General features: G+C 65.4%; 20 protein-coding genes. 16 read left to right on the forward strand and 4 right to left on the reverse strand.

Annotation, left to right across the window (positions count from 1 at the left end; all coding sequences use genetic code 11):
- The first annotated feature begins 72 nt into the window (after positions 1-72).
- From RHPLAN_RS37460 to RHPLAN_RS37490, 7 genes are all read left to right on the forward strand, one after another.
- Positions 73-531, forward strand: a complete 459-nt coding sequence (locus tag RHPLAN_RS37460) for a DUF3237 domain-containing protein (protein ID WP_084246330.1) — start codon at positions 73-75, stop codon at positions 529-531.
- A 102-nt stretch (positions 532-633) separates the two neighbouring features.
- The gene (locus RHPLAN_RS37465; protein ID WP_068029962.1) at positions 634-1,449 is read left to right on the forward strand and encodes a crotonase/enoyl-CoA hydratase family protein; all 816 of its coding nucleotides are present in this window, start codon (positions 634-636) and stop codon (positions 1,447-1,449) included.
- 15 nt (positions 1,450-1,464) lie between these two features.
- Positions 1,465-3,333: a feruloyl-CoA synthase gene (locus RHPLAN_RS37470; protein ID WP_068029964.1), complete on the forward strand. Its 1,869-nt coding sequence runs from the start codon at positions 1,465-1,467 to the stop codon at positions 3,331-3,333.
- Between the two features lie 5 nt (positions 3,334-3,338).
- Positions 3,339-4,100 (forward strand): SDR family NAD(P)-dependent oxidoreductase, encoded by a 762-nt coding sequence (locus tag RHPLAN_RS37475; RefSeq protein ID WP_068029966.1) that lies wholly within the window; start codon positions 3,339-3,341, stop codon positions 4,098-4,100.
- Between the two features lie 34 nt (positions 4,101-4,134).
- Positions 4,135-4,557, forward strand: coding sequence for an acyl-CoA thioesterase (locus tag RHPLAN_RS37480; RefSeq protein ID WP_068029969.1), 423 nt, complete (start codon positions 4,135-4,137; stop codon positions 4,555-4,557).
- Positions 4,558-4,581: 24 nt separating this feature from the next.
- The gene (locus RHPLAN_RS37485; RefSeq protein ID WP_068029971.1) at positions 4,582-5,367 is read left to right on the forward strand and encodes an SDR family NAD(P)-dependent oxidoreductase; all 786 of its coding nucleotides are present in this window, start codon (positions 4,582-4,584) and stop codon (positions 5,365-5,367) included.
- Positions 5,364-6,140: an SDR family NAD(P)-dependent oxidoreductase gene (locus RHPLAN_RS37490; protein WP_068029974.1), complete on the forward strand. Its 777-nt coding sequence runs from the start codon at positions 5,364-5,366 to the stop codon at positions 6,138-6,140. The genes RHPLAN_RS37485 and RHPLAN_RS37490 overlap by 4 nt, the downstream gene beginning before the upstream one ends.
- Here RHPLAN_RS37490 and RHPLAN_RS37495 read toward each other — a convergent pair.
- The 3 genes from RHPLAN_RS37495 to RHPLAN_RS37505 are packed head-to-tail and all read right to left on the reverse strand — an operon-like array spanning position 6,137 to position 9,993.
- Positions 6,137-7,387: an alpha/beta fold hydrolase gene (locus tag RHPLAN_RS37495; protein WP_068029977.1), complete on the reverse strand. Its 1,251-nt coding sequence runs from the start codon at positions 7,385-7,387 to the stop codon at positions 6,137-6,139. The genes RHPLAN_RS37490 and RHPLAN_RS37495 overlap by 4 nt on opposite strands.
- Positions 7,388-7,395: 8 nt before the next feature.
- Positions 7,396-8,928: an AMP-binding protein gene (locus tag RHPLAN_RS37500; protein WP_068029979.1), complete on the reverse strand. Its 1,533-nt coding sequence runs from the start codon at positions 8,926-8,928 to the stop codon at positions 7,396-7,398.
- Between the two features lie 12 nt (positions 8,929-8,940).
- Complete coding sequence (locus tag RHPLAN_RS37505; RefSeq protein ID WP_198164649.1) at positions 8,941-9,993, reverse strand: methyltransferase; 1,053 nt, start codon at positions 9,991-9,993, stop codon at positions 8,941-8,943.
- A gap of 187 nt (positions 9,994-10,180) precedes the next feature.
- Between RHPLAN_RS37505 and RHPLAN_RS37510 the strand changes: the two genes are divergently transcribed.
- The 5 genes from RHPLAN_RS37510 (at position 10,181) to RHPLAN_RS37530 (ending at position 15,270) form a co-directional block, all read left to right on the forward strand.
- The gene (locus RHPLAN_RS37510; RefSeq protein ID WP_442971799.1) at positions 10,181-11,218 is read left to right on the forward strand and encodes a TRAP transporter substrate-binding protein; all 1,038 of its coding nucleotides are present in this window, start codon (positions 10,181-10,183) and stop codon (positions 11,216-11,218) included.
- A 130-nt stretch (positions 11,219-11,348) separates the two neighbouring features.
- Positions 11,349-11,846, forward strand: coding sequence for a TRAP transporter small permease (locus RHPLAN_RS37515; RefSeq protein WP_068032493.1), 498 nt, complete (start codon positions 11,349-11,351; stop codon positions 11,844-11,846).
- 4 nt (positions 11,847-11,850) lie between these two features.
- Entirely contained in the window at positions 11,851-13,149 is a 1,299-nt protein-coding gene (locus RHPLAN_RS37520) for a TRAP transporter large permease (protein WP_068029987.1), read from the forward strand.
- Positions 13,150-13,367: 218 nt separating this feature from the next.
- The gene (locus tag RHPLAN_RS37525) at positions 13,368-14,387 is read left to right on the forward strand and encodes an amidohydrolase family protein (RefSeq protein ID WP_068029988.1); all 1,020 of its coding nucleotides are present in this window, start codon (positions 13,368-13,370) and stop codon (positions 14,385-14,387) included.
- A gap of 112 nt (positions 14,388-14,499) precedes the next feature.
- Entirely contained in the window at positions 14,500-15,270 is a 771-nt protein-coding gene (locus RHPLAN_RS37530; protein WP_068029989.1) for a gamma-glutamyl-gamma-aminobutyrate hydrolase family protein, read from the forward strand.
- A 255-nt stretch (positions 15,271-15,525) separates the two neighbouring features.
- On the opposite strand, the gene RHPLAN_RS37535 is transcribed toward RHPLAN_RS37530, so the two are convergent.
- Positions 15,526-16,071, reverse strand: coding sequence for a hypothetical protein (locus RHPLAN_RS37535; RefSeq protein ID WP_157100730.1), 546 nt, complete (start codon positions 16,069-16,071; stop codon positions 15,526-15,528).
- A 147-nt stretch (positions 16,072-16,218) separates the two neighbouring features.
- Between RHPLAN_RS37535 and mutS the strand changes: the two genes are divergently transcribed.
- The 4 genes from mutS (at position 16,219) to RHPLAN_RS37555 (ending at position 22,030) form a co-directional block, all read left to right on the forward strand.
- A complete protein-coding gene (mutS, locus tag RHPLAN_RS37540; protein WP_068029991.1) occupies positions 16,219-18,936 on the forward strand; it encodes a DNA mismatch repair protein MutS in 2,718 nt (905 codons plus the stop codon).
- A gap of 81 nt (positions 18,937-19,017) precedes the next feature.
- Complete coding sequence (locus RHPLAN_RS37545) at positions 19,018-20,004, forward strand: Bug family tripartite tricarboxylate transporter substrate binding protein (protein WP_068029995.1); 987 nt, start codon at positions 19,018-19,020, stop codon at positions 20,002-20,004.
- Between the two features lie 38 nt (positions 20,005-20,042).
- Positions 20,043-21,017 (forward strand): Bug family tripartite tricarboxylate transporter substrate binding protein, encoded by a 975-nt coding sequence (locus tag RHPLAN_RS37550; RefSeq protein WP_084246332.1) that lies wholly within the window; start codon positions 20,043-20,045, stop codon positions 21,015-21,017.
- A 38-nt stretch (positions 21,018-21,055) separates the two neighbouring features.
- Positions 21,056-22,030, forward strand: a complete 975-nt coding sequence (locus RHPLAN_RS37555) for a Bug family tripartite tricarboxylate transporter substrate binding protein (RefSeq protein ID WP_198164650.1) — start codon at positions 21,056-21,058, stop codon at positions 22,028-22,030.
- The last annotated feature ends 45 nt before the right edge of the window (positions 22,031-22,075 follow it).

Raw genomic sequence — 22,075 nt, forward strand, 5'->3', positions numbered from 1 at the left:
CTGCGGCACGCATTGCTTGCGTGGGCGTTTCGTGCGGGAATTTAGGTGCCACCGCAGCCCGGGTCAAACAACATGCCGCTTGTCTCCGAGAAGCCGATTTTCGTCCTGACGTCGCCGCTGGGCGGCATTCAGATACTCGGCAATACGCCCTATGGCGAGCGCCGCATCATCAACATCCTCGGCGGCACGGTCGAAGGGCCGAAGCTCAACGGCAAGGTGCTGCCCGGCGGCGCCGACTGGCAGATCGTGCGCGCCGACGGCGTGGTGCACCTGCATGCGCGCTATACGATCGAGACCAACACCGGCGGTCAGATCCTGGTGGATGCCGAAGGCTACCGTCACGGCCCGCCCGACGTGATGGCAGCGCTGGCGCGCGACGAGACGGTCGATCCCTCGCGCTACTATTTCCGGACCGCCATGCGGTTCGAAACCGCCGATCCGGCTTCATCCTGGCTTAACCGTATCCTCGCCATCGGTTATGGCGCCCGCGCCAACCAGCAGGTCCGTATCGAAGTGTTCGAAGTACTATGAGGGCGACTTGACCGAGACGCCCGGACCCCGCAAGACTCCTATTAGTTGTCTTTGACAACATATTTTCGGACCTCAATTCGGACAACGGACGGCCCGACCCTGATGGCCAAAAAAGCAAGCCAGAAAGCAAGCCGCCCCACATCCGCCCTGCCCGACTCGCTCGCGGCCGAACTGCGCGGCAACATCGCTGTCGTGACGCTGAAGCGCCCGCACAAGCGCAACGCGCTCGACGACACCACTGTGCTGGGCCTGCAATCGTTCTTTGCCACGCTGCCGAAGGACATCAAGGCCGTCGTGCTCAATGGCGAAGGCCAGCATTTCTCGGCGGGCCTCGACCTCACCGAACTCTCCGAACGCAACACCGCCGAAGGCGTTGAGCATTCGGCGAGCTGGCACCGCGCCTTCCAGCACATCGAATTCGGCAAGGCGCCGGTCGTCGCCGTGCTGCATGGCGCCGTGGTCGGCGGCGGTCTCGAGCTTGCCGCGGCTGCGCATGTGCGCATCGCCGAGCGCTCGACCTACTACGCGCTGCCCGAAGGCAGCCGCGGCATCTATGTCGGCGGCGGCGCGTCGGTGCGATTGCCGCGGCTGATCGGCGTGTCGCGCATGCAGGAAATGATGCTGACCGGCCGCACCTACAATGCGGAGGAAGGCTTCAGCATCGGGCTCTCGCACTATGTGGTCGAAGACGGCGAAGGCCTCGCCAAGGGCGTCGCGCTCGCCAAGCGCATCGCCGAGAACGCGCCGCTCACCAATTTCGCGATCACCCACGTGCTGCCGCGCATCGCCGAGAGCGATCCGGCATCGGGCTACGTCACCGAGTCGCTGATGGCGGCGATCGCCCAAGGCAGCGACGAGGCCAAGTCACGGCTGAAGGATTTTCTGGAGAAGCGTGGCAAGAAGGTGCTTCGGGGGTGAAGCGTGGCTGAAGCAATGCGCAACAGGACTGCTGCCGCGGCGCCGCTCCGCCCGGTGCGGCTTGGACCTTCGGATGTCGAGATCGAGCGCAGGCCCGACGGCACGCTCCTTCTGCGTTCGCCGCATCCGCTCGAGCGCTATCACGACAAGCTGACGGTGCGGCTCGAGCATTGGGCGGCGGTGGCGCCCGATCGCGTGTTCCTGGCGCAGCGGACGCGCGACGGCTCCTGGCGCAAGGTGGCCTATCGCGATGCGTGGCTTCAGGTGCGCAGCATTGCGCAGGCTCTGATCGAGCGGAAGCTTTCGGTGGAGCGCCCGATCGCAATCCTCTCCGGCAACGACATCGAACACGCCCTCCTGGGCCTCGCCGCCATGATGATCGGCGTGCCTTACGCGCCGATCTCGGTGCCCTACTCGCTGATGTCGAGCGACTTCGGCAAGCTCAAGTCGATCATCGAGGTGCTCAATCCGGGCCTGGTGTTCGCGGCCGACGGCAAGGCGTTTGCACGCGCGATCGACAGCGCGGTGCCGCTCGGCGTCGAGATCGTCACCACGGTCAATCCGCTCGACAGCCGCCCGACCTCGTCCTTCGCCGAACTGCTGATGACCGAGTCGACCGTGACGGTCGAAGCCTTCCACGCCAGGGTCGGCCCCGACACCATCGCCAAGATCCTCTTCACCTCGGGCTCGACCGGCTATCCCAAGGGCGTCATCAACACCCAGCGCATGCTGTGTTCGAACCAGGCGATGATCCGCGCCGGATTGCGCTTCGTCGGCGACGAGCCGCCGGTGATCGTGGATTGGCTGCCCTGGAACCACACCTTCGGCAGCAATCACAACTTCAACCTGGTGCTCGACAACGGCGGGTCGCTCTACATCGACGAGGGCAAGCCGCTGCCCGGCGCGATCGCCGCCACTGCGAAGAACCTGAAGGAGATCGCGCCGACGATCTACTTCAACGTGCCCAAAGGCTACGAGGCGCTGCTGCCGCATCTTCGCGCCGACGCCGAGTTGCGGAAGAACTTCTTCAGCCGGCTCAAGGTGCTGTTCTACGCCGGCGCAGCGTTGCAGCAGTATGTCTGGGACGCGTTGCAGGAGCTCAGCGTTGCGGCCTGCGGCGAGCGGGTGATCTTCATCTCCAGCATCGGCTCGACCGAGACTTCGCCGCTCGCCATCGCCTGCAATTGGGACTATCCGCGACCGGGCAACATCGGCGTGCCGGCGCCGGGCGCCGTGCTGAAGCTCGTGCCCAACGAAGGCAAGCTCGAATGCCGGCTCAAGGGCCCGAACATCACGCCGGGCTATTGGCGGAAGCCGGAGCTGACGAACGACGCCTTCGATGAAGAAGGCTTCTACAAGATCGGCGACGCGCTGAAGTTCGTCGATCCGAACGATCCGAGCCAGGGCCTGTTGTTCGACGGCCGGCTCGCCGAGGACTTCAAGCTGGCCAGCGGCACGTGGGTCAGCGCCGGTGCGCTGCGTGCGCAGTTCGTAGATCATTGCGCGCCGCTGATGCGCGACGCGGTGATCGCCGGCGCCGACCGCGACGACCTCACCGCCCTGGTGTTTCCGGACATCGAAGCCTGCCGCAAGATTGCGGAGGTGCCCGCCGATGCGCCGCCCGCCGCGGTGCTGGGCGATGCCAAGCTGCGTGGCGAATTCAGCCGGCGCCTGACCGCACTGGCGCAGCAAAGCGCGGGCAGCTCGACGCGCATTTGCCGGATCATCCTGATGGCCGAACCGCCGTCGCTCGATGCCGGCGAAGCCACCGACAAAGGCTCGATCAACCAGCGCGCGGTCTTGACGCGGCGGAAGGCCCTGGTGGAAGAGCTGTATGCGTCGACGCCATCGGCAAACGTGATCTCCATCGACGAACGGAACTAGATTTCATGGACCCCAAAGGACACGCCGCGATCGTGACCGGTGCTGCTTCCGGTCTCGGTGCCGAGACCGCGGCGGCACTGGCCAAGGCCGGCTCCAAGGTCGCCTGCCTCGATATCAACATCGAGGGCGCGAGACAGACCGCCAGCAGGATCGGCGGCATCGCGATCAAGTGCGACGTCACGAGCGAAAGCGGCGCCGTCGCGGCTTTGAAGGAGGCGCGCGACAAGAACGGCCCGGCGCGCATTCTCGTCAACTGCGCCGGCGTCGGTCCGGCCAAGCGCATGGTCGGCCGTGACGGCCCGATGCCGCTGGCCGAATTCGAGAAAGTGATTTCGATCAATCTGGTCGGCACCTTCAACATGATGCGGCTCGCCGCCGCCGACATGCAGACGCTGGAGCCGCTCGCCGATCACGAACGCGGCGTGATCGTCTCCACCGCCTCGGTCGCGGCCTTCGAGGGCCAGATCGGCCAGACCGCCTATTCGGCGTCCAAGGGCGGCGTCGCGGCGCTGACGCTGCCGGCGGCGCGCGAGCTGTCGCAATTCGGCATCCGTGTGGCCGCGATCGCGCCCGGCATCTTCGCCACGCCGATGCTGACCGCGCTGCCCCAGGCCGCGCAGGACAGCCTCGGCGCCTCGGTGCCGTTCCCCAAGCGGCTCGGCGAGCCGCGCGAATACGCCGACCTTGTGCTGTTCATCGTCCGCAGCAATTATCTCAACGGCGAAGTGATCCGGATCGACGGGGCGCTGCGCATGGCGCCGCGCTGAAACTGGAGCAAGCCTTGAGGACAAAGCTGTGGGGATGATGATCTATATCCGGCACGCCCGCATCGAATGGGGCGACTGCGATCCCGCCGGCATCGTGTTCTTCCCGCGCTACTTCGCGATGTTCGACAGCTGCACCACGGGATTGTTCTCGCAGGCGCTCGGCATGAGCAAATATCAGTTCCGGCAACACTACGCGTTCGACGGCTATCCGATGGTCGACACGCGGGCGCGCTTTTTGAAGCCCACCAAGTTCGGCGACGACGTCGTGATCGAAACCAAGGTGACGGAGTTCCGCCGATCGAGCTTCGACGTGCAGCACCGGCTGACGCTCGACAACGAGCTTTGCGTCGAATGCCTCGACACCCGCGTCTGGGCCGAACGCAATCCGGACAATCCGGAAAAAATCCGCTCCAAGCCCATTCCGCAAGACGTCATCGCGAAGTTCAACGTGCCGTAACGGCATGAACGGCCGCATGGTGTGATGACAGAGCTCAAGCCCATTGTCCTGGTGACCGGCGCCTCGGCGGGACTCGGCGCGGCGCTTGCCGAGGGGTTCGCCGAGCGCGGACACAGCATCGTGCTGGTCGCCCGCCGCGCAGCGCAGCTCAATGAAGTGGCTGACGGCATCGCGGCGAAAGGCCACGAGCGGCCGCATGTGATCGCGCTCGATCTGGCGTCGCCGGATGCCGGCGACCGCCTGGAGCGGGCGTTGCAGGAGGCGGGGCTTGAGCCCGAGATCGTCGTCAACAATGCGGGCTTTGGGCTGCTGGGCCCGGCCGTAAAGCTCGACCGCGCGCAGCAGCTGGCCATGGTCGATCTCAATGTGCGGATCGCGACCGATCTCGCGCTCCGCTTTTCCGACAGCCTCGCGCGCCGCAAAGGCGGCATCCTCAATGTCGCTTCGGTGCTGGGCTTCCTGCCCGGCCCGGGCATGGCGGTCTATCACGCCACCAAGGCCTATCTCGTGTCGTTCAGCCTGGCGCTGCATCAGGAGATGAAGGCCAAGGGCATCCGCGTGACGGTGCTCTGCCCGGGCCCAATCGAGACCGAATTCGCCGTGCGCCCGGTGGGCTATTTCGCGCGGCGGCTGACCCGGCCGCTCGAACACGTCGTGCGTCACGGCATCGCGGGTTTCCTCGCCGGCGAGCCTGTCGTGGTGCCGGGCAAGGACAACAAGGTCCTCACCGTGCTGGCGCGGCTGCTGCCGCGGTGGCTCACGCTGTCGATGGTCGGCAACAGCAAGCGCCGGCGTTTCGAGGCAACATGAGCACCCCCGTGACGCTCATCACCGGCGCGTCCGCCGGTATCGGCGCGGCGCTTGCGACCATGTTCGCCGAGCACGGCCATGCTGTGGTGCTGACGGCGCGGCGCGAAGCGCAACTCTCGGCCGTCGCGGATGCGATCGAGCGTGCGGGCCGGCCGCGGCCCCGCATCATTGCGACCGATCTCGCGCGGCCCGAGGCGACGGCTGAGATCGAGAGCGAATTGCGCGCGGCGGGCCTCGAGGTGCAATACCTGGTCAACAATGCAGGCTTCGGTTTCGTCGGCAACGCCACCGAGATGAACGGCGCCGAGCGCCTCGCGATGGTCGATCTGAACGTTCGCGCCCTCACCGAACTGTCGCTGACGTTTGCGCCAAGCCTCGTGCGCCACAAGGGCGGGCTTTTGAATGTCGCGTCGGTCGCGGGATTCATGCCCGGTCCAGGCATGGCGGTCTATCACGCCACCAAGGCCTACGTGGTGTCGTTCAGCGAGGCCTTGCACCAGGAGCTGAAGTCGCAGGGCGTCCGCGTCACAGCGCTCTGTCCCGGTCCGGTCGAGACCGAATTCCAGACGCGCGCCGGCATGCCCGAGGGCTACTTCCCGAAAATCATGACGCGCTCGCCCGATCGCGTCGCCCGTGAGGGCTATGACGGGCTGATGCGGGGCAGACGCATCGTGATACCGGGCTTCAACAATCAGGTGGCGGCGCTGCTGCCGCGGTTTGTGCCGCGCGGCTTGCTGCTTTCGATGATGGGACGGCGCAGCCGTAACGCCTAGGGCTGCGGCGCGACAGCCCGACAGGTGCCGTCCGCGTCGAAGCGCCCAAACGTCTCGACGGCGTCTTGCGCCCACTCCTCGACCGGCAGCGGGCCGCAAACCAGCATCATGTACTCGTAGTGCGCGCGCCGATCGTTGCCCATGACGAACTGGTAGTGCATGCGGAACAGGTCCCAGCGCCGCTTCCTGTAGAACTCCGGCGACATCATCTCCCTGATCCGCACCTTCCAGACCAGCGGGTTGCGGCGCCACGCTCCTGCATCGATGCCGATGCCCGCGACTGGATCGAAGTTGAAGAAGTTGAGCACATCGGCGCGTGCCTGCACGTCGATCCAGAGGACCGACGGCTCGATCGCCACACGATAAACTTCGTTGCGCACGCGCGTGGCGTGGCGGTGCAGGCCGATGCCGGGCATCAGCGAACCGGGCGTCAGCAACACCACCTTGGGACCGTGGGTGCCAAGCGCCGGATCGATCTCCAGCGCGCGCGCCACCACGGCCGGTCCAAGCACGCCGCCGCCGGAGTGACCCACCACGACGATCTCGTCGATGCCGGGGGCCTTGACCATCTCGACCAGGCGCTGCGCGCCGGCTTCGACAAAGTAATCGAAGCACGAGGGCTCGCCGCGGCCGTAACGCAACAGATACGGCCAATGGCTGTTGATCTGCACCGTGAACAGCTTGTCGGCCAAGGGCCGCAGCAGCTTGAACACACCGATGGCGACCAGCGCTCCGACCAGGACATTGACCACCGATGGCAGGGCGATGAACTTCTGCAGGGCCCAGACCACGCACCAGCCGCCGAGCGCAGAGGCCGCCAGCCACAGGATCAGCAGCAACTGGAAATACGTCAGCGCCGCGCCGTACTGCGGAGAGGCGCGATAAATCCGAAACAGAGTGCCGGTGTAGAGATAGTTGAACATCAAGCCGAGCGCGCGCGGCACCTGACGCCACATCGGCTGCGCCATGTTGGCGCGGATCATCCGCTCCTGGCGCAGGAATTCGTAGCAGGTGTGGACCCGCCAGTTGGGCCCTGCCGCCGCGACATCCCAATGGGCAAAGTCGTCGGAATCCAATTGCAACGGACCGGCCTTGGCGCGGACCGGCCAGTTTTTCAAAAACCGCCGCAAGGCGTGATCGAACAGCTTGTAATAGCCTTCGGCGCCCTGCGGATCGTAGCCCTCGATGTAGAGCACGTGCCGGCGCCAGCTCAGGCCGCCGCTGGTGGTGCTGCCGGTCTCAGCCATCGTGGCGCTCACGGATCGTGCCGCAGCCGATCGCGCAACTTGTGACGCTGGACCTTGCCGGTGGCGGTGCGCGGCAGGTCGGCGATCGTCTCGAAGCGGCGCGGCTGCTTGTAGCGCGGCAGCACTTGCGAGAGCCGCTCGCGCGCCGCGACGATCGCAGCCGCAGGCTCCGCGCCCGTCGCCGGCACCACATACAGCACGATCTCGGCGAGGCCGATCTCGTTCTCGCCCAGCACCGCGGCGCTCTCCACGATGGACGGAATGCCGGCCAGCGCGTCTTCGATCTCGGACGGCGAGACCCAGAGGCCGGAAACGCGCAGGATGTCGCCGGTGCGGCCGCGGTGATGATAGAAGCCGTCGGCATCGCGGGTGTATTCGTCACCCGTCGAGAACCAGCCGTCGGGCTTGAAGCGATCGGCTGGCCGCTCCGGCGGCCGCGACGTGTCGCCCGCCGAGCGATAACCCTCGCACACCGACGTCATACGAACCTCGAGCCGGCCCGCGGTGTCGGGCTGCTCGACCACCGCGCCGTCGTCGCTGACGATGCGAAGCTCCACGCCCGGCATCGCGTAGCCGGACGAGCCCGGCTTGCGTTCCGTGGGCGTGTTGCCGATCACCATATAGACCAGCTCCGAACAGCCGAGCCCGTCAAGGATCGGATGGCCCGATGCTGCTTCCCAGGCGTTCCAGATCTGCGGCGGCATGCGCTCGCCCGCCGATACGAAATAGCGCATCCCGCGAAACGACGGCGTCTGTGCCAGCCCGGCTTCGAGCAACCGATGATAGACCGCCGGAACGCTCAGCAGAACGGTCGGTTTGAAGCGCTCCATGGTGTCGGCAACGCTTCGTTCGGTCGCCCAGCGCTCCAGCAGCACGTTGCCGCAACCCATGCGCAGCGCCGCGAAGCTGTTGCCGATCGCATAGGCGAAATGGAAGCGCGACGTTGCAAACAGGCGGTCGTCCTTGGTGCAGCCCAGCACCTCGGCGTAATAGCGCGCGCTGATGCCGACGTTGCGATGATGATGCTCGACCGCCTTCGGCACGCCGGTGGTGCCCGACGTCATCACCCAGAACGCCGGATCGTTCGGCTTGCGCGGCGTGGGCACGAGCGGCGCGGCAGGCTTGCTCTTCCAGGCGGCGAGCTCGCCGTCGCGATACATCAGCCTGGTTTGCGGCGACGCCGCCGCGATCGCGAGCTTCGCGGTCTCGACGAATTCGGCATCGATCACCAGCACCGCGGGGCGCACGATCGAAAGAATCTGCGTGAGCTCTTCGGGCGAAGCGCGGCTCGACATCGCGACCGCGATCGCGCCAGCCGCCATGGCGCCGAGATGCATCGCGATGATGTCCGGCGTGTCGAGCATGAGCATGCCGACACGGTCGTTCGGCTGAACGCCCGCTTCGCGCAGTCCCGCCGCGAACTGGCCGACACGCGCGGCGAGCGCGCCGTAGGTCAGCGTCTCACCGGCGTTGAGCAACGCCGGATGATCCGGTCCCGCGACCTTCAGTCCGTGCAACAGGCAATATTCGACCGCATTCATCGGGAGGGTGCGTCAGGCTGGCCGCGCGTCGGCGGCGACCACTTCGATGACTTCGACGGCCGGATGCGCGGTCGGCAAGACGCGGTTGAGCTTCAACCCAGCCTTGCCGAACAGCGCCTGATACTCCGGCGCGGTGCGCTCGCGCCCGCCGGTGAGCAGCATGACGTGCAGGTCGAGCCAGCGGCCCGGTCCCGGCGTGTCGTCGGTCGGCACGGTCTTTTCGAGCACCAGCACGCGGGCGTCCGGCTTCATAGCGCGGCGCACGTTTCGCAGCATCTTCAGGCAGTCATCGTCGTCATAATCGTGCAGGAGATGCCGGAACAGATAGCCGTCGGCACCCTCGGGCACGGACTCGAACACATTGCCGGCGATGAAGGACACGCCGGGCAACGGCCCGCCTTCGCCGCGGCGGGCGGCGTCGATGCCCTCCTGCAGATCGAACAGCGTGCCCTGCACGCCCGGATGCGCGGCGAGGATCGCCGACAGCAGCATGCCGTGACCGCCGCCGACATCGACGATGCGCTTGAACTGGCCGAAATCGTAAGCCGAAACGATCGCCGGCGTCTCCGGCGAGTGCACCTCGACCATCATGCGCTGGAAGCGCGCGCCTTCCTTCGGATTGGCATGCAGCCAGTCGAACAGCTCTTTTCCCTTCAACGCTTCGAACGCGATGCCGCCCGCGAGCGCGCCGTCGAGCTTGCTCCAGATCTCGCCATTGTACTCGGTGAGCAGCTCCGCCGAGGTCTTCATCGAGTTCGGCGCACTCGACGTCAGCATCCGGCCCAGCGGGGTGAGCGCAAAGCGCTCGCCAGCCGATTCCGTGACGATGCCGCAGGTCGAGAGCGCGCGCAGGAGGCGATAGACCCGGTCGGGAACGAGGCCATGCGCTTTGGCCAGCGCTTCGGCACTGTCGCCGCCGGCCTCCATGGCATCGGCCAGGCCCAGCCGCGCGAACGAGCCGATGGCATGCGTCACCCAAAGGCTCGACAGAAGCTGCATCATTTTCTTGTGCAGCGATGCGGGATCGGCAGCCGCTTTGGGTGACTTCACGCTTTCGACTTTCAACATCCCCTCCGGGGCCGCTGCGGCCGTGCAGCCATAGACCAAGTCTTGAGGTTTATCCAGGGACGCGTTTTCCCGGAAAATGACCGGCGGCATTCCTTTACTTCAACGGGCTTCTGAGGCTCAATCCAAGCAAAAGTTGGTCTTGAAACCAACGTCCGGCCAAAGGCCGAAAAGGGAGGAACCTGACATGTCGCTTTCAGCGATGCTGAAATCCGCGCCGGCTTTAGGCTTGGCGTTGGCGCTCGGTGCCGCGCCCCAGGCGTCGGCGCAAGACAAGACCATCGAACTCAAGCTTTCGCACTGGGTGCCACCGACCCATCCATTGCAAAAGACGATGGAAGAATGGGGCGCCGACATCGAGAAGGCTTCGGGCGGTACCATCAAATACAAGATCTTCCCCTCTCAGCAACTCGGCAAGGCGTTCGACCATTACGACATGGCGCGCGACGGCATCGCCGACTTCACCTACGTCAATCCGGGCTATCAGCCGGGCCGCTTCCCGATCATCGCGGCGGGCGAATTGCCCTTCGTGGTTGGTCAAGCCAAGGGCGGCAACCGCGCGATCGATGCGTGGTACCGCAAATACGCCGCGACCGAGATGAAGGACGTGAAGTACTGCTTCTCATTCGTGCTCGATCCGGTGGCATGGCACTCCAAGACCAAGAAGATCATGGTGCCGTCCGACATCAAGGGCATGAAGATCAGGCCGGCCCAGGCGACGATCGCGGCCTGGATGACATTGCTCGGCGGCACCAATGTGCAGGCCAGCGCGACCGAAGTGCGCGACGTGATGGACAAGGGCGTGGCCGAGGCCGTGACCTTCCCGTGGGGTTCGGTGCCGCTGCTCGGCGTCGACAAGGTCACCAAGTATCACATGGATGCGCCGCTCGGCTCGGTGATGTTCCAGTGGCTGATGAGCCCGCGCACCTACAACGCCATGTCGGCGGCGCAGAAAAAGGTGATCGACGACCACTGCACCACCGACTGGGCGGCGAAGTTCGCCGACCCGTGGGCCGACTTCGAGCACGCCGGCATCGAGAAGATCAAGGCGATGCCGGGCCATGAGGTCTACACCATCAGCAACGAGCAGCTTGCCGAGTGGAAGGCGTCAGCTGAGCCGCTGAAGAAGAAGTGGGCCGACGATGTGAAGAGGGCCGGCGGCGATCCCGACACGATCATGAAAGAGCTGCAAGCTTCGCTCGCGCAGTACAAGGCGGGCTTCTAACGCGGGGCGCGAACAACGGCAGCGGACATTTTCGCTGCCGTTGTCCTGTCAGGGTAGGGCCATGTCCGGCGGCGATCCCACCGAGCCATCATCGGAGAGCAGCACGGCGCCGCGTGGATCGCGCGGCCCGATGAACTGGCTGATCGATCTGATCGAGCTGGTCGCCGCGGGATTCGTCGGCATCGTCGCGGCCGACATCTTCATCTCGGTGATGCTGCGCTACTTCTTCAGCGTGCAGATTCCAGACGCCTATGACTTCGGCCGGCTGCTGCTCGGCATCCTGATCTTCTGGGGCATCGCCGCGACGAGCTATCGCGGCACCCACATCACGGTCGATCTGCTCTACGCCAATGTCGGCCCGAAGCTGCAGCGCTTCATCGACGTGTTCGCGACGCTGGTGCTGCTGTTCGTCGTCACGGTGCAGACCTATACGCTTTACGACAAGGTCTGGACCACGAAGGCCGACCACGTCCTGACCTTCGATCTGCGCTTGCCGACCTGGCCGTTCTTCCTCGTGGCCTGGCTCGGCGACGCGTCCGCCGTGCTCCTCATCGCGATCCGGACCTATCGGCTGATCTTCCAGCCCGACGAGTTCGGCACGAAGTACCAGATCAAGCCGGTCGAGTGAGCCCGTGAGCAGCGAAACCGTCGCCATCCTGGGTTTCGTGGCGCTGTTCTCGCTGATGCTGATGCGCGTGCCGGTCGGCATGGCGATGGGCCTCGTCGGCGTCGGCGGCTTTGCCTACCTGGTCAACGGCGACGCCGCGCTGAAGATCATCGGCCACACCTCGATGCGCACGGTGACCGACTACACCTTCGGCGTCATCCCGATGTTCCTGCTGATGGGCGCCTTCGTCACCAACTCGGGCATGAGCAAGGAGCTTTTCCGCGCCGCCAACACATTCCTCGGCCATCGGCGCGGCGGCCTCGGCATTGCCACCATCGCGGCGTGCGGCGGCTTTGCCGCGATCTCCGGCTCGTCGGTTGCCACCGCGGCCACGTTCTCGACCGTCGCGTATCCGGAGATGCGGCGATACGGCTATCCGGAATCCTTCGCGGCCGGTGTGATCGCGGCTGGCGGCACCCTCGGCGCCATGCTGCCGCCGTCCACCGTGCTCGCGGTCTACGGCATCATCACCGAGCAGGACATCGGCAAGCTGTTCATCGCGGGCGTCCTGCCCGGCATTCTCGCCGCTTCCATGTACATGATCACCGTCGCGATCATCGGCTGGGCGCGGCCGGGCTATCTGCCAGCCGGGCCGCGCAGCACATGGCGCGAGCGGCTCACCGGGCTGCGCGACATCTGGGCGATGCTGCTGCTGTTCTTCTTCGTCATCGGCGGGATGTATGGCGGCTTGTTCACGCCGACCGAAGCTGGCGGCGTCGGCGCCGGCGGCGCATTGATCGTCGGCGTGCTGCGTGGCCGGCTGGGCTTCGAGGAAATCCGCCGCTCGCTTTTGCAAGCCACCCGCACCGCGGCCGCTGTGTTCACCGTGCTGATCGGTGCGTTGCTGTTCGGCTATTTCCTCACCGTGACGCAGACGCCGCAGAACGTCACGGCGTTCCTCACCGGCTTGGGGATCGGCAGCTACGGCGTGCTGGCGCTGATCATGGTGATGTACATCGTGCTCGGCTGCCTGATGGACGCGCTCGCCATGGTGATCCTGACGGTGCCGATCATCTTCCCGGTGATCAAGGAGCTCGGCTTCGATCCGATCTGGTTCGGCATCATCATCGTGATGACGGTGGAACTCGGCCTGATTCATCCGCCGGTCGGCATGATCGTGTTCGTGATCAAGAGCGTGATCGGCGATATCAATTTTTCGACGATCTTTTACGGGGTCATCCCCTTCATCCTCACTGACCTGCTGCGCCTCGTGATCCTGATCACGTTCCCGATCATCGCGCTCTGGCTGCCGTCGCACATGTGATCCGGCGTGGCGCCGCGCCCTGCCTTCTGCCCACCGCAGCAGGCCGCGTGTCCCGGTCAGCGGTGCATCGTTCCGCCATGGCGCACAAAGGCACGCTCAGGGCTGCACGCTGCACCGCATCCAGACCGCGCCGATTGGCCCCATGCCAACATCCCCCTCGACAAAATCCACCGCCCCTATAAACAAAACGCCGATCGTTCCTTGGAGGAATCACCCACATGATGCGAGTTGACGCCTATACCCATTTCATTCCGACGCGCTTCTACAAAGAAGTGATGTCCGCGGGCAGCCACAAAGACATCGGCAAGCGCATGATGGGCGTGCCGTCGATCTACGACGTCAACGTCCGCCTCAAGGTGGTCGACAAGTTCAAGGACTACGCCCAGGTCCTGTCCTATCCGATGCCGCCGTTCGAACTGATGACCAAGAACGGCAAGGAGACCGAGGAATACGCCAAGATTGTCAATGACGGCTTCGCCGAGCTCTGCGCGCAGCACCCCGACCACTTCCCGGGCTGGGTGGCGCAGGCCCCGATGGCGGCGCCGGACTGCGGCGTCCGCGAGGCTGCCCGCGCCATGAAGATGGGCGCGCTCGGCGTGCAGATTTACACCAACGTCGCCGGCAAGCCGATCGACCATCCGGACTTCGATCCGTTCTGGAAGGCGATGAACAAGACCGAGACGCCGATCTGGATGCATCCGTCGCGCACGGCGGCATTCTCGGACTATGCCTCCGAGACCAAGTCGAAATACGAGATCTGGTGGACGCTCGGCTGGTCCTATGAGACCGCGGCGGCGATGTCGCGGCTCGTGTTCTCCAAGATCCTCGACAAGTATCCGAAGCTGAAGATCATCACCCACCACATGGGCGGCATCGTGCCTATGCTCGAAGGCCGCATCGGTCCGGGCTGGGACCAGATCGGCGCCCGCACCTCGGACGAGGACTATCAGAAGCTGAAGAAGTCGCTGAAGAAGCGGCCGCTGAACTACTTCAAGGAAAACTTCTACACCGATACTGCTGTGTTCGGCGGCAAGCCCGCGACCGAGTGCGGCCTCGCCTTCTACCCGACCGAGAAGATCGTGTTCGCGTCGGACTGCCCGTTCGACCCCGAAAAGGGCACCTACTACATCCGCGAGACGCTGAAGATCCTCGACAGCATCGACATGTCGAAGAAGAAGCGCAAGGCGATCATGTACGGCAACCTCGAGGAGATCACCGGCCGAACGCTGGTGAAGTGACCTCTACCGCATATCAGGAATGCCAGACGGCCGGGCTTGCACCGGCCGTCTGTTTTTCAGTGTAGTCTGCAGGCTCTCGGGAGCCTGACGAACGACCTCTGAAAGTCAGAACATGAAGCGGCCCGTCATCGGCGTGATCGGCAACGCACACCTGGTCGAACAACGCTTTCCGGCCCAACTCGTCAGCGAGCGAATTCTCCGCGCCGTCGCGGAAAGCACCAACGCCTTGCCGGTGATGTTTGCCGGCGCTCCGGACATCACCGACGCCGACGCGCTGCTGGAAACAGTCGATGGCGTGCTGCTGACCGGCGGCCGCGCCAACGTCCATCCGACCCATTTCGGCACCGAGCCGCATCCCCGATACGAACCCTACGATCTCAAGCGCGATGCGCTGGCGCTGGCATTGATCCGCATTTGCGTCGAGCGCGGCGTGCCGCTGTTCGGCATCTGCCGGGGCTTGCAGGAGATGAACGTGGCCTTCGGTGGCTCGCTGCATCCGGAGATCCGCGAATTGCCCGGCCGCGCAAACCACCGCATGCCGCGGCTGGAAAGCGGCGAAATCCACCCTGATCTCGATGTCATCTTCGGCGACCGTCACGACGTGCACCTCGTGGCAGACGGCGCATTCACGACGCTGCTCGGCTGCAAGACGATCCGGGTCAATTCACTGCACGGACAAGGCATCCTCGATCCGGGCCAGCGCATCGTCGTCGAAGGCGTGGCCGATGACGGCACCATCGAGGCGATCCGGATCGCTGATGCTCCAGGCTTCGCGCTCGGCGTGCAGTGGCACGCCGAATACGATCCGCAGAGCAATCCGGTGAATCGGGCGCTGTTCAACGCGTTCGGCGAGGCCGTCGCGGCGCGAAAGCGCGCCGCGTAGAGTCTGATTTGATGAAGCTCAAATAGTGCCGCTTCTGTTGCAACAGCGGCGGTGAACTCCCTCTCCCCAGCGGGGAGAGGGTCGGGGTGAGCGGGCCTCGCTCTCTCGATAGACCTTACGCCCTCACCCGCCGCACCATAGCGCGTTGAAGACGCGCGTACTCGCGCTTGTGGTGCGGCGACCTCTCCCCACGGGAGAGGTGAAAAGAGCCGTTGCGCCACCGCTTTAACATGAGCAACGGCCATCCACACTGGACTATTCCGCGAGCGGGATCGGATTCACCGCCGGCGGCTCGACTCCGAACGATATCGCCGTCATGCAGGTCATCGAGAAGCTGCCGGTCGTTGCGACCGCTGCCACCAGACTTTCCTCACCCAACGCCTTCTCGGCGGCAGCGTAGGTCTCGGCGCTCAGTCCCTTGTTGGCGAGCGCTTCGCGCGCCACGACGAAGCACATCTTTTCGCGCGGATCGGCCAGCTCAGGTTCTTTCCGCGCGTTGATCGCCTCGATCACCGCCTTGGAGAGCCCGACCTTGAGAGAGACTTCCACCTGGGCGAACCACGGATACCGGGCGCCCCAGTGCCGCGCCACCGTGATGTTGACGATCTGCTGCTCGCGACGCGACAACGGTCCCGACCCCAGTGCGTTTCGCAGATTCTGCGCCGCCTCGAACAGCTTCGGTAATCGGATATAGGCGTAGTACGGCCCGCCCAACGGCCCCCCGGCAGCCTTGGCGGCGTCGTAGACCCGCGCCTGCTCGGCGTTCATGTTGGCGCGGTCGATTAGTTTAATGCGGGGCATCTCGTTTCCTCCATCCCGGATCTGTTTGGAACGCGAAGCTAGCATTGGCTTTCGGACCGCACGAGAGGCGGGAAAAGTCCACAGCCGGCGCTGTTGCGGAGTGCCCAACCGTGAATCCGCCCCCGCCCTCTGCTACGGTCCGGCCCCATGGACGCTGCTCGAAATCTGCCGCCTGACGAGACCGCCGCGCAGGAACCCGCGGCGCGGCCGTCGCCGGTCATGGAGCAATATCTCGAGATCAAGAGCGCCAATCCGGGCAGCCTGCTGTTCTACCGGATGGGCGACTTCTACGAGCTGTTCTTCGAAGACGCCGAGATCGCAAGCCGTGCGCTCGGCATCGTCCTCACCAAGCGCGGCAAGCATCTCGGCCAGGACATTCCGATGTGCGGCGTACCGGTGCACCGCGCCGACGAATACCTACATCGGCTGATCGCGCAGGGCCATCGCGTGGCGGTCTGCGAGCAGCTTGAAGACCCGGCTGAAGCAAAGAAGCGCGGCGGCAAGAGCATCGTGCGACGGAACGTCATCCGCCTCGTCACCGCCGGCACGCTCACCGAAGACACGCTGCTCGATGCGCGGCGCAACAACTACCTTCTGGCCGTCGTGCGCGCCCGCGTCTCCTCCGATGCGGCCGACGCACGCTTTGCGCTCGGCTGGATCGACATCTCGACCGGCGAGTTCCGGATCGCCGAATGCGACCGCGTGGGGCTCGCGGCCGAGATCGCGCGGCTCGAGCCCTCCGAGATCATCGTCTCCGACGCGCTCTACAGCGACGCCGAGCTTGCGCCGTACCTGCGCACGCTGCCGGCGGTGACCCCGCTCACCCGCGACGTGTTCGATAGCGCGACCGCCGAGCGGCGGCTGTCGGACTATTTCGCGGTCGCGACCACCGATGCCTTCGGCACGCTGACGCGGCTGGAGCTCACGGCCGCTGCAGCCTGCGTCACCTACGTGGAGCGGACGCAACTCGGCAAGCGGCCGCCGCTGTCGCCGCCGGTGCGCGAGGCCCAGGGCGCGACGTTGTCGATCGATCAGGCGACGCGGGCCAATCTGGAGCTGACCCGCACGCTCGGCGGCGAGCGACGCGGTTCGCTTCTGGCCGCGATCGACCGCACCGTGACCGCGGCGGGCTCGCGGCTGCTCGCGCAGCGGCTCGCCGCGCCGCTGACCGATCCGGACGAGATCAACCGGCGCCTCGACAGCATCGCGGTGTTCTGCGCCGATGCGCTGGCGCGGCAGGAAACCCGGCAGCATCTCGGCGCTGCGCCCGACCTTTCCCGCGCCCTTTCCCGCCTCGTGGTCGGCCGTGGCGGACCGCGCGATCTGGCCGCGATCCGCGACGGCATCGAGGCCGCGGCATACCTCGCCAAGCGGCTCGAAGCCCTGGCCGAAAAACCCGACGAGATCGCGCAGGCGATGGTCTCGCTGCGCCGTCCCGATCCGGCGCTGGCACAGGAACTCACCAAATCGCTCGCCGATGAACTGCCATTGTTCAAGCGCGACGGCGGCTTCGTGCGCGAAGGCTGCCTCGCCGCACTCGACGAGGCCCGCGCGCTGCGCGACGAATCCCGCAAGGTGATCGCAGGGCTTCAGGCCCGTTACGCCGACGACAGCGGCGTGAAATCGCTCAAGATCAAGCACAACAACGTGCTGGGTTACTTCGTCGACGTCACGGCCCAGCACGGCGAAAAGCTGATGAGCGCGCCGCTGAACGCGACCTTCATCCATCGGCAGACGCTGGCCGGCCAGGTGCGTTTCACCACCACCGAGCTCGGCGAGTTGGAGGCGAAGATCGCCAATGCCGCCGACCGCGCACTCAATCTCGAGCTGGAGATTTTCGAGCGGCTCACCGCAGCGGTGATCGCGGCAAGCGAAGCGATCAAGGCCGCTGCCGATGCGCTCTCGACGCTGGACGTGGCGAGCTCGCTCGCAGCACTTTCCGTCGAGCGGCAATACGTGCGGCCGGACGTGGACCGCTCGCTGGATTTCATCATCGAAGGCGGCCGTCACGTGGTGGTCGAGCAATCGATCGAAACGCCGTTTGTCGCCAACGACTGCGATCTGTCGCCGCCGGGCGGCGGCAAATCTGGCCGCATCTGGCTGATGACCGGACCCAACATGGCCGGCAAGTCGACCTTCCTGCGCCAGAACGCACTGATCGTCGTGCTGGCCCAGATGGGCAGTTTCGTACCGGCGAGACACGCCAAGATCGGCGTCGTCGACCGGCTGTTCTCGCGCGTCGGCGCCGCCGACGATCTCGCCCGCGGCCGCTCGACCTTCATGGTCGAGATGGTGGAGACCGCAAGCATCCTCAATCAGGCGACGCCGCAGTCGCTGGTGATCCTGGACGAGATCGGCCGCGGCACCGCAACCTTTGACGGTCTCTCGATCGCCTGGGCCGCGATCGAGCATCTGCACGAGCAGAACCGCAGCCGTGCGCTGTTCGCGACGCATTTCCATGAGCTCACAGTGCTCTCGACCAAGCTGCCGCGACTGCACAACGCCACGGTGCGGGTGAAGGAATGGCAGGGCGACGTGGTGTTCCTGCACGAGGTGGTGCCCGGCGCCGCGGATCGCTCCTACGGCATCCAGGTGGCGAAGCTCGCCGGCCTCCCGGCCAGCGTGATCGAGCGCGCCAAGGTGGTGTTGGCGATGCTCGAAGCCGAGGACCGCGCCACGCCGCGCGGCTTCGAGGACCTGCCGCTGTTTGCCGCACAAGCGAAGCCCGTGGCGCCCGATCCGCATCAGAGCGCTCTCGAAGCGCTGGTCGGCGCGCTGCAAGCGCTCAACCCGGACGAAATGTCGCCGCGCGAGGCGCTTGAGGCGCTCTACGCACTCAAGCAAAAATCCCAGACCAAAGCCTAGACGCGCTTTTGGCATCGCGTGTTAGGCTGACAGCCACAAACGCGGGGCATCACCGCGAACTAAAGACTCTTGAGGAACGCCATGAGGATCATGCTCCGCGCGGGCGCCGCGCTGTTTGGGCTTTTCTTCGGCATTTCAAGCAACGGCTTGGCCTCGGCTCAGCCCTATCCCAATCGCACCGTCACCATCGTCGTCACATCGGCAGCCGGCGGACTGACTGACGTGCTGACGCGCGGCGTCAGCCAGAAGCTGTCCCAGCTCTGGAGCCAGCCTGTCGTCATCGAGAACCGCGGCGGTGCGGGACACAGCTTCGCCGCCACGGCGGTGAAGGCCGCAGCGCCGGACGGCTACACGCTGCTCGCGACCGAAACCGGCATGTTCACGATCCAGCCGTTCCTTCATTCTCCAGGCCGGCTCGCCTATGACGCGACCACCGATTTCATCCCGGTCGCGGGCTTCGCGTCGATCCCGATGGCGCTGCTGGTCAATCCCGCGGTGCCGGCGAAGTCGGTCGAAGAGCTGCTCAAGCTCGCGAAAGACAAGCCCAGCACCATCAGCTACGGGACCGCAGGCCTCGGCACGGCGCCGCATATGGGTGCGCTGCTGCTTGAGACGATGACCGGCGCGAAGTTCACGGCCGTCCACTACCGCGGCGCAAGCCCGGCGCTGAACGACGTCATCGGCGGTCATATCGATATGATCATCATGGGTCCCTCGATTGCGCTGCCGACCGTGAAGGCCGGCAAGCTCGGCATGCTGGGCTTCGGCAGCTTGCAGCGCGTGGCACAGTTCGCAGATGTGCCGACCATCGCCGAAACCGTGCCCGGCTATGACGCCAGCGTGGCATTCGGGTTGTTCGCGCGATCCGGAACCCCGCCGGAGGTGATCGCCAGGGTCAATTCCGACGTGCAGAAGGTGATCAACGACGCCGAGTTCCGTGCCAGATTTCTTGAGCCGCAAGTGGTGCAGCCGGTGCCCGGCTCGCTGGAAGGCTTCAGCGCCTATCTGCGCAGCGAGGCGGCGAAGTGGTCGAAGGTGGTCGGCGATGCCAAGCTACAGATCGATTGAAAAAGAGCCGCGATAAATCGCGGCCGGGAGGAGGTGCCATGAGACATCTTACGGCGCTTGCAGCGCTCGTTGGCGTTCTCGCGGCAACATCTGTGCAAGCGCAGTCCTATCCGTCCCGCCCGATCACGATCGTTGTCACGGCGCCGGCCGGCGGCGTGACCGACGTGGTGGCCCGCGCCTTCGCCCAGCAGATGGCCGAGGACTGGAGCCAGCAGGTCATCGTCGAGAACAAGGGCGGCTCTGCCCACGTGGCCGGGCTGAGCACCGTCGCCAGGGCAGCGGCGGACGGTCACACGTTGATGGTGGCCGAGGCCGGTGCGTTCGCCATCAACCCGCTGATCTTTCCGAAGGGCCGGCTGCCCTATGACGAGAAGACCGATTTCGCGCCGATCACGGGGCTCGTCCGCGTCAACCAGGGGCTGCTGGCGAGCAAATCGCTGCCGGTCAACAACGCCGCGGAGCTGATCGCGCTCGCGAAGCAAAAGCCCGGCGCATTGAACTACGCCACCGCCGGCATCGGCTCAGCGCTGCACATGAACATCGAACTGTTCAAGACCATGGCCGGCGTCAATCTCACGCCGGTGCACTATCGCGGCGGGACACCGGCGCTCAACGACCTGATCGCGGGCCACGTCGACGTGATGTCGATCAGCGTGAGCCTCGCGGTTGGGCCCTGGCAGGCCGGCCAGATCAAGATCCTCGGCATCGGCAGCGAGAAGCGGCTCAAGCGGCTCCCCGACGTTCCAACCATCGCCGAAACCGGGTTGCCGGGCTACGAGGCTGTCACCTGGTTCGGCCTGTTCGCGCCGGCCGGCACGCCGCGCGACGTGGTGATGAAGGTCAACGCCGAGGCGCGGAAGGTCTTCAGCGATCCGGCGTTTGACGAGAAATTCATGGCGCCGCAGATGTTCCAGTCGCTGATCGGCACGCCGGAGGAGTTCGAAGCCTTCATCAAGGCCGACACACAGAAATGGTCGAAAGTGGTGCACGAGGCCAAGGTGCACATCGACTAAAGAGCCGCAGCATGGCGGCGTTCGGGAGAGGACGTGCGATGAAAACTATGGGCGCGCTATTATCGTTGACCGGCTTCCTTGTCGCCGCGCAAGCACAAGCGCAAACCTATCCTTCGCGCCCGATCACGCTCGTCGTTACGGCCGCAGCCGGCGGCGTCACCGACGTGGTGGCGCGCGCCTTCGGCCAAAAGCTCTCGGAGGACTGGGGCCAGCAGGTCATCGTCGAGAACAAGGGCGGCGCTGCCCACGTCACGGGCGCCAGCGCTGTGGCGAAGGCAGCGCCGGATGGTCACACGCTGATGGTGGCCGAGGCCGGCACCTTCACGATCAACCCGGCGATCTATCCCAAGGGCAAACTGCCCTACGACGAGAAAACCGATTTCGTGCCTGTGACGGGCCTGGTCCGCATCAATCAGGCGCTGCTCGCCAGCAAATCGCTGCCGGTCAACAACGCCAAGGAGCTGATCGAGCTCGCCAAGCAGAAGCCCGGCGAACTGAACTTCGGCACCGCCGGCATCGGCTCAGCACCGCATATGAATATCGAGCTCTTCAAGAATCTCTCCGGCGTCAAGCTCAACGCGGTGCACTATCGCGGTGCGGCGCCGGCACTCAACGATCTGATCGCCGGCCACATCGGCTTGATGTCGGTGAGCATCAGCCTTGCCTTGCCGCCGTACCGGGCCGGTCAGCTCAAGATCCTCGGCATCGGCAGCGAAAAGCGACTGGCCCCGATCCCGGACATTCCGACCGTGGCCGAAACCGGATTGCCGGGCTACGAATCGACCACATGGTTCGGCCTGTTTGCACCGGCCGGCACGCCGCGCGAGGTCGTGATGAAGCTCAACGACGAAGCCCGCAAGGTTTTCAGCGATCCGGCCTTTGACGAGAAATTCCTGGCGCCGCAGATGTTCCAGTCGCTTGCGATGTCGCCGGAGGCGTTCGAAGCCTTCATCCAGGCCGAGACACAGAAGTGGTCGAAGGTGATCCGCGAGAACGATATCAAAGTCGAATAGCCGCGCCGCCGAGCGCGCTTGCGCGAGGGGCCGGCGCGGCCGTCA

The organism is Rhodoplanes sp. Z2-YC6860 (genome assembly GCF_001579845.1).
Taxonomy (GTDB): Bacteria; Pseudomonadota; Alphaproteobacteria; order Rhizobiales; family Xanthobacteraceae; genus Z2-YC6860.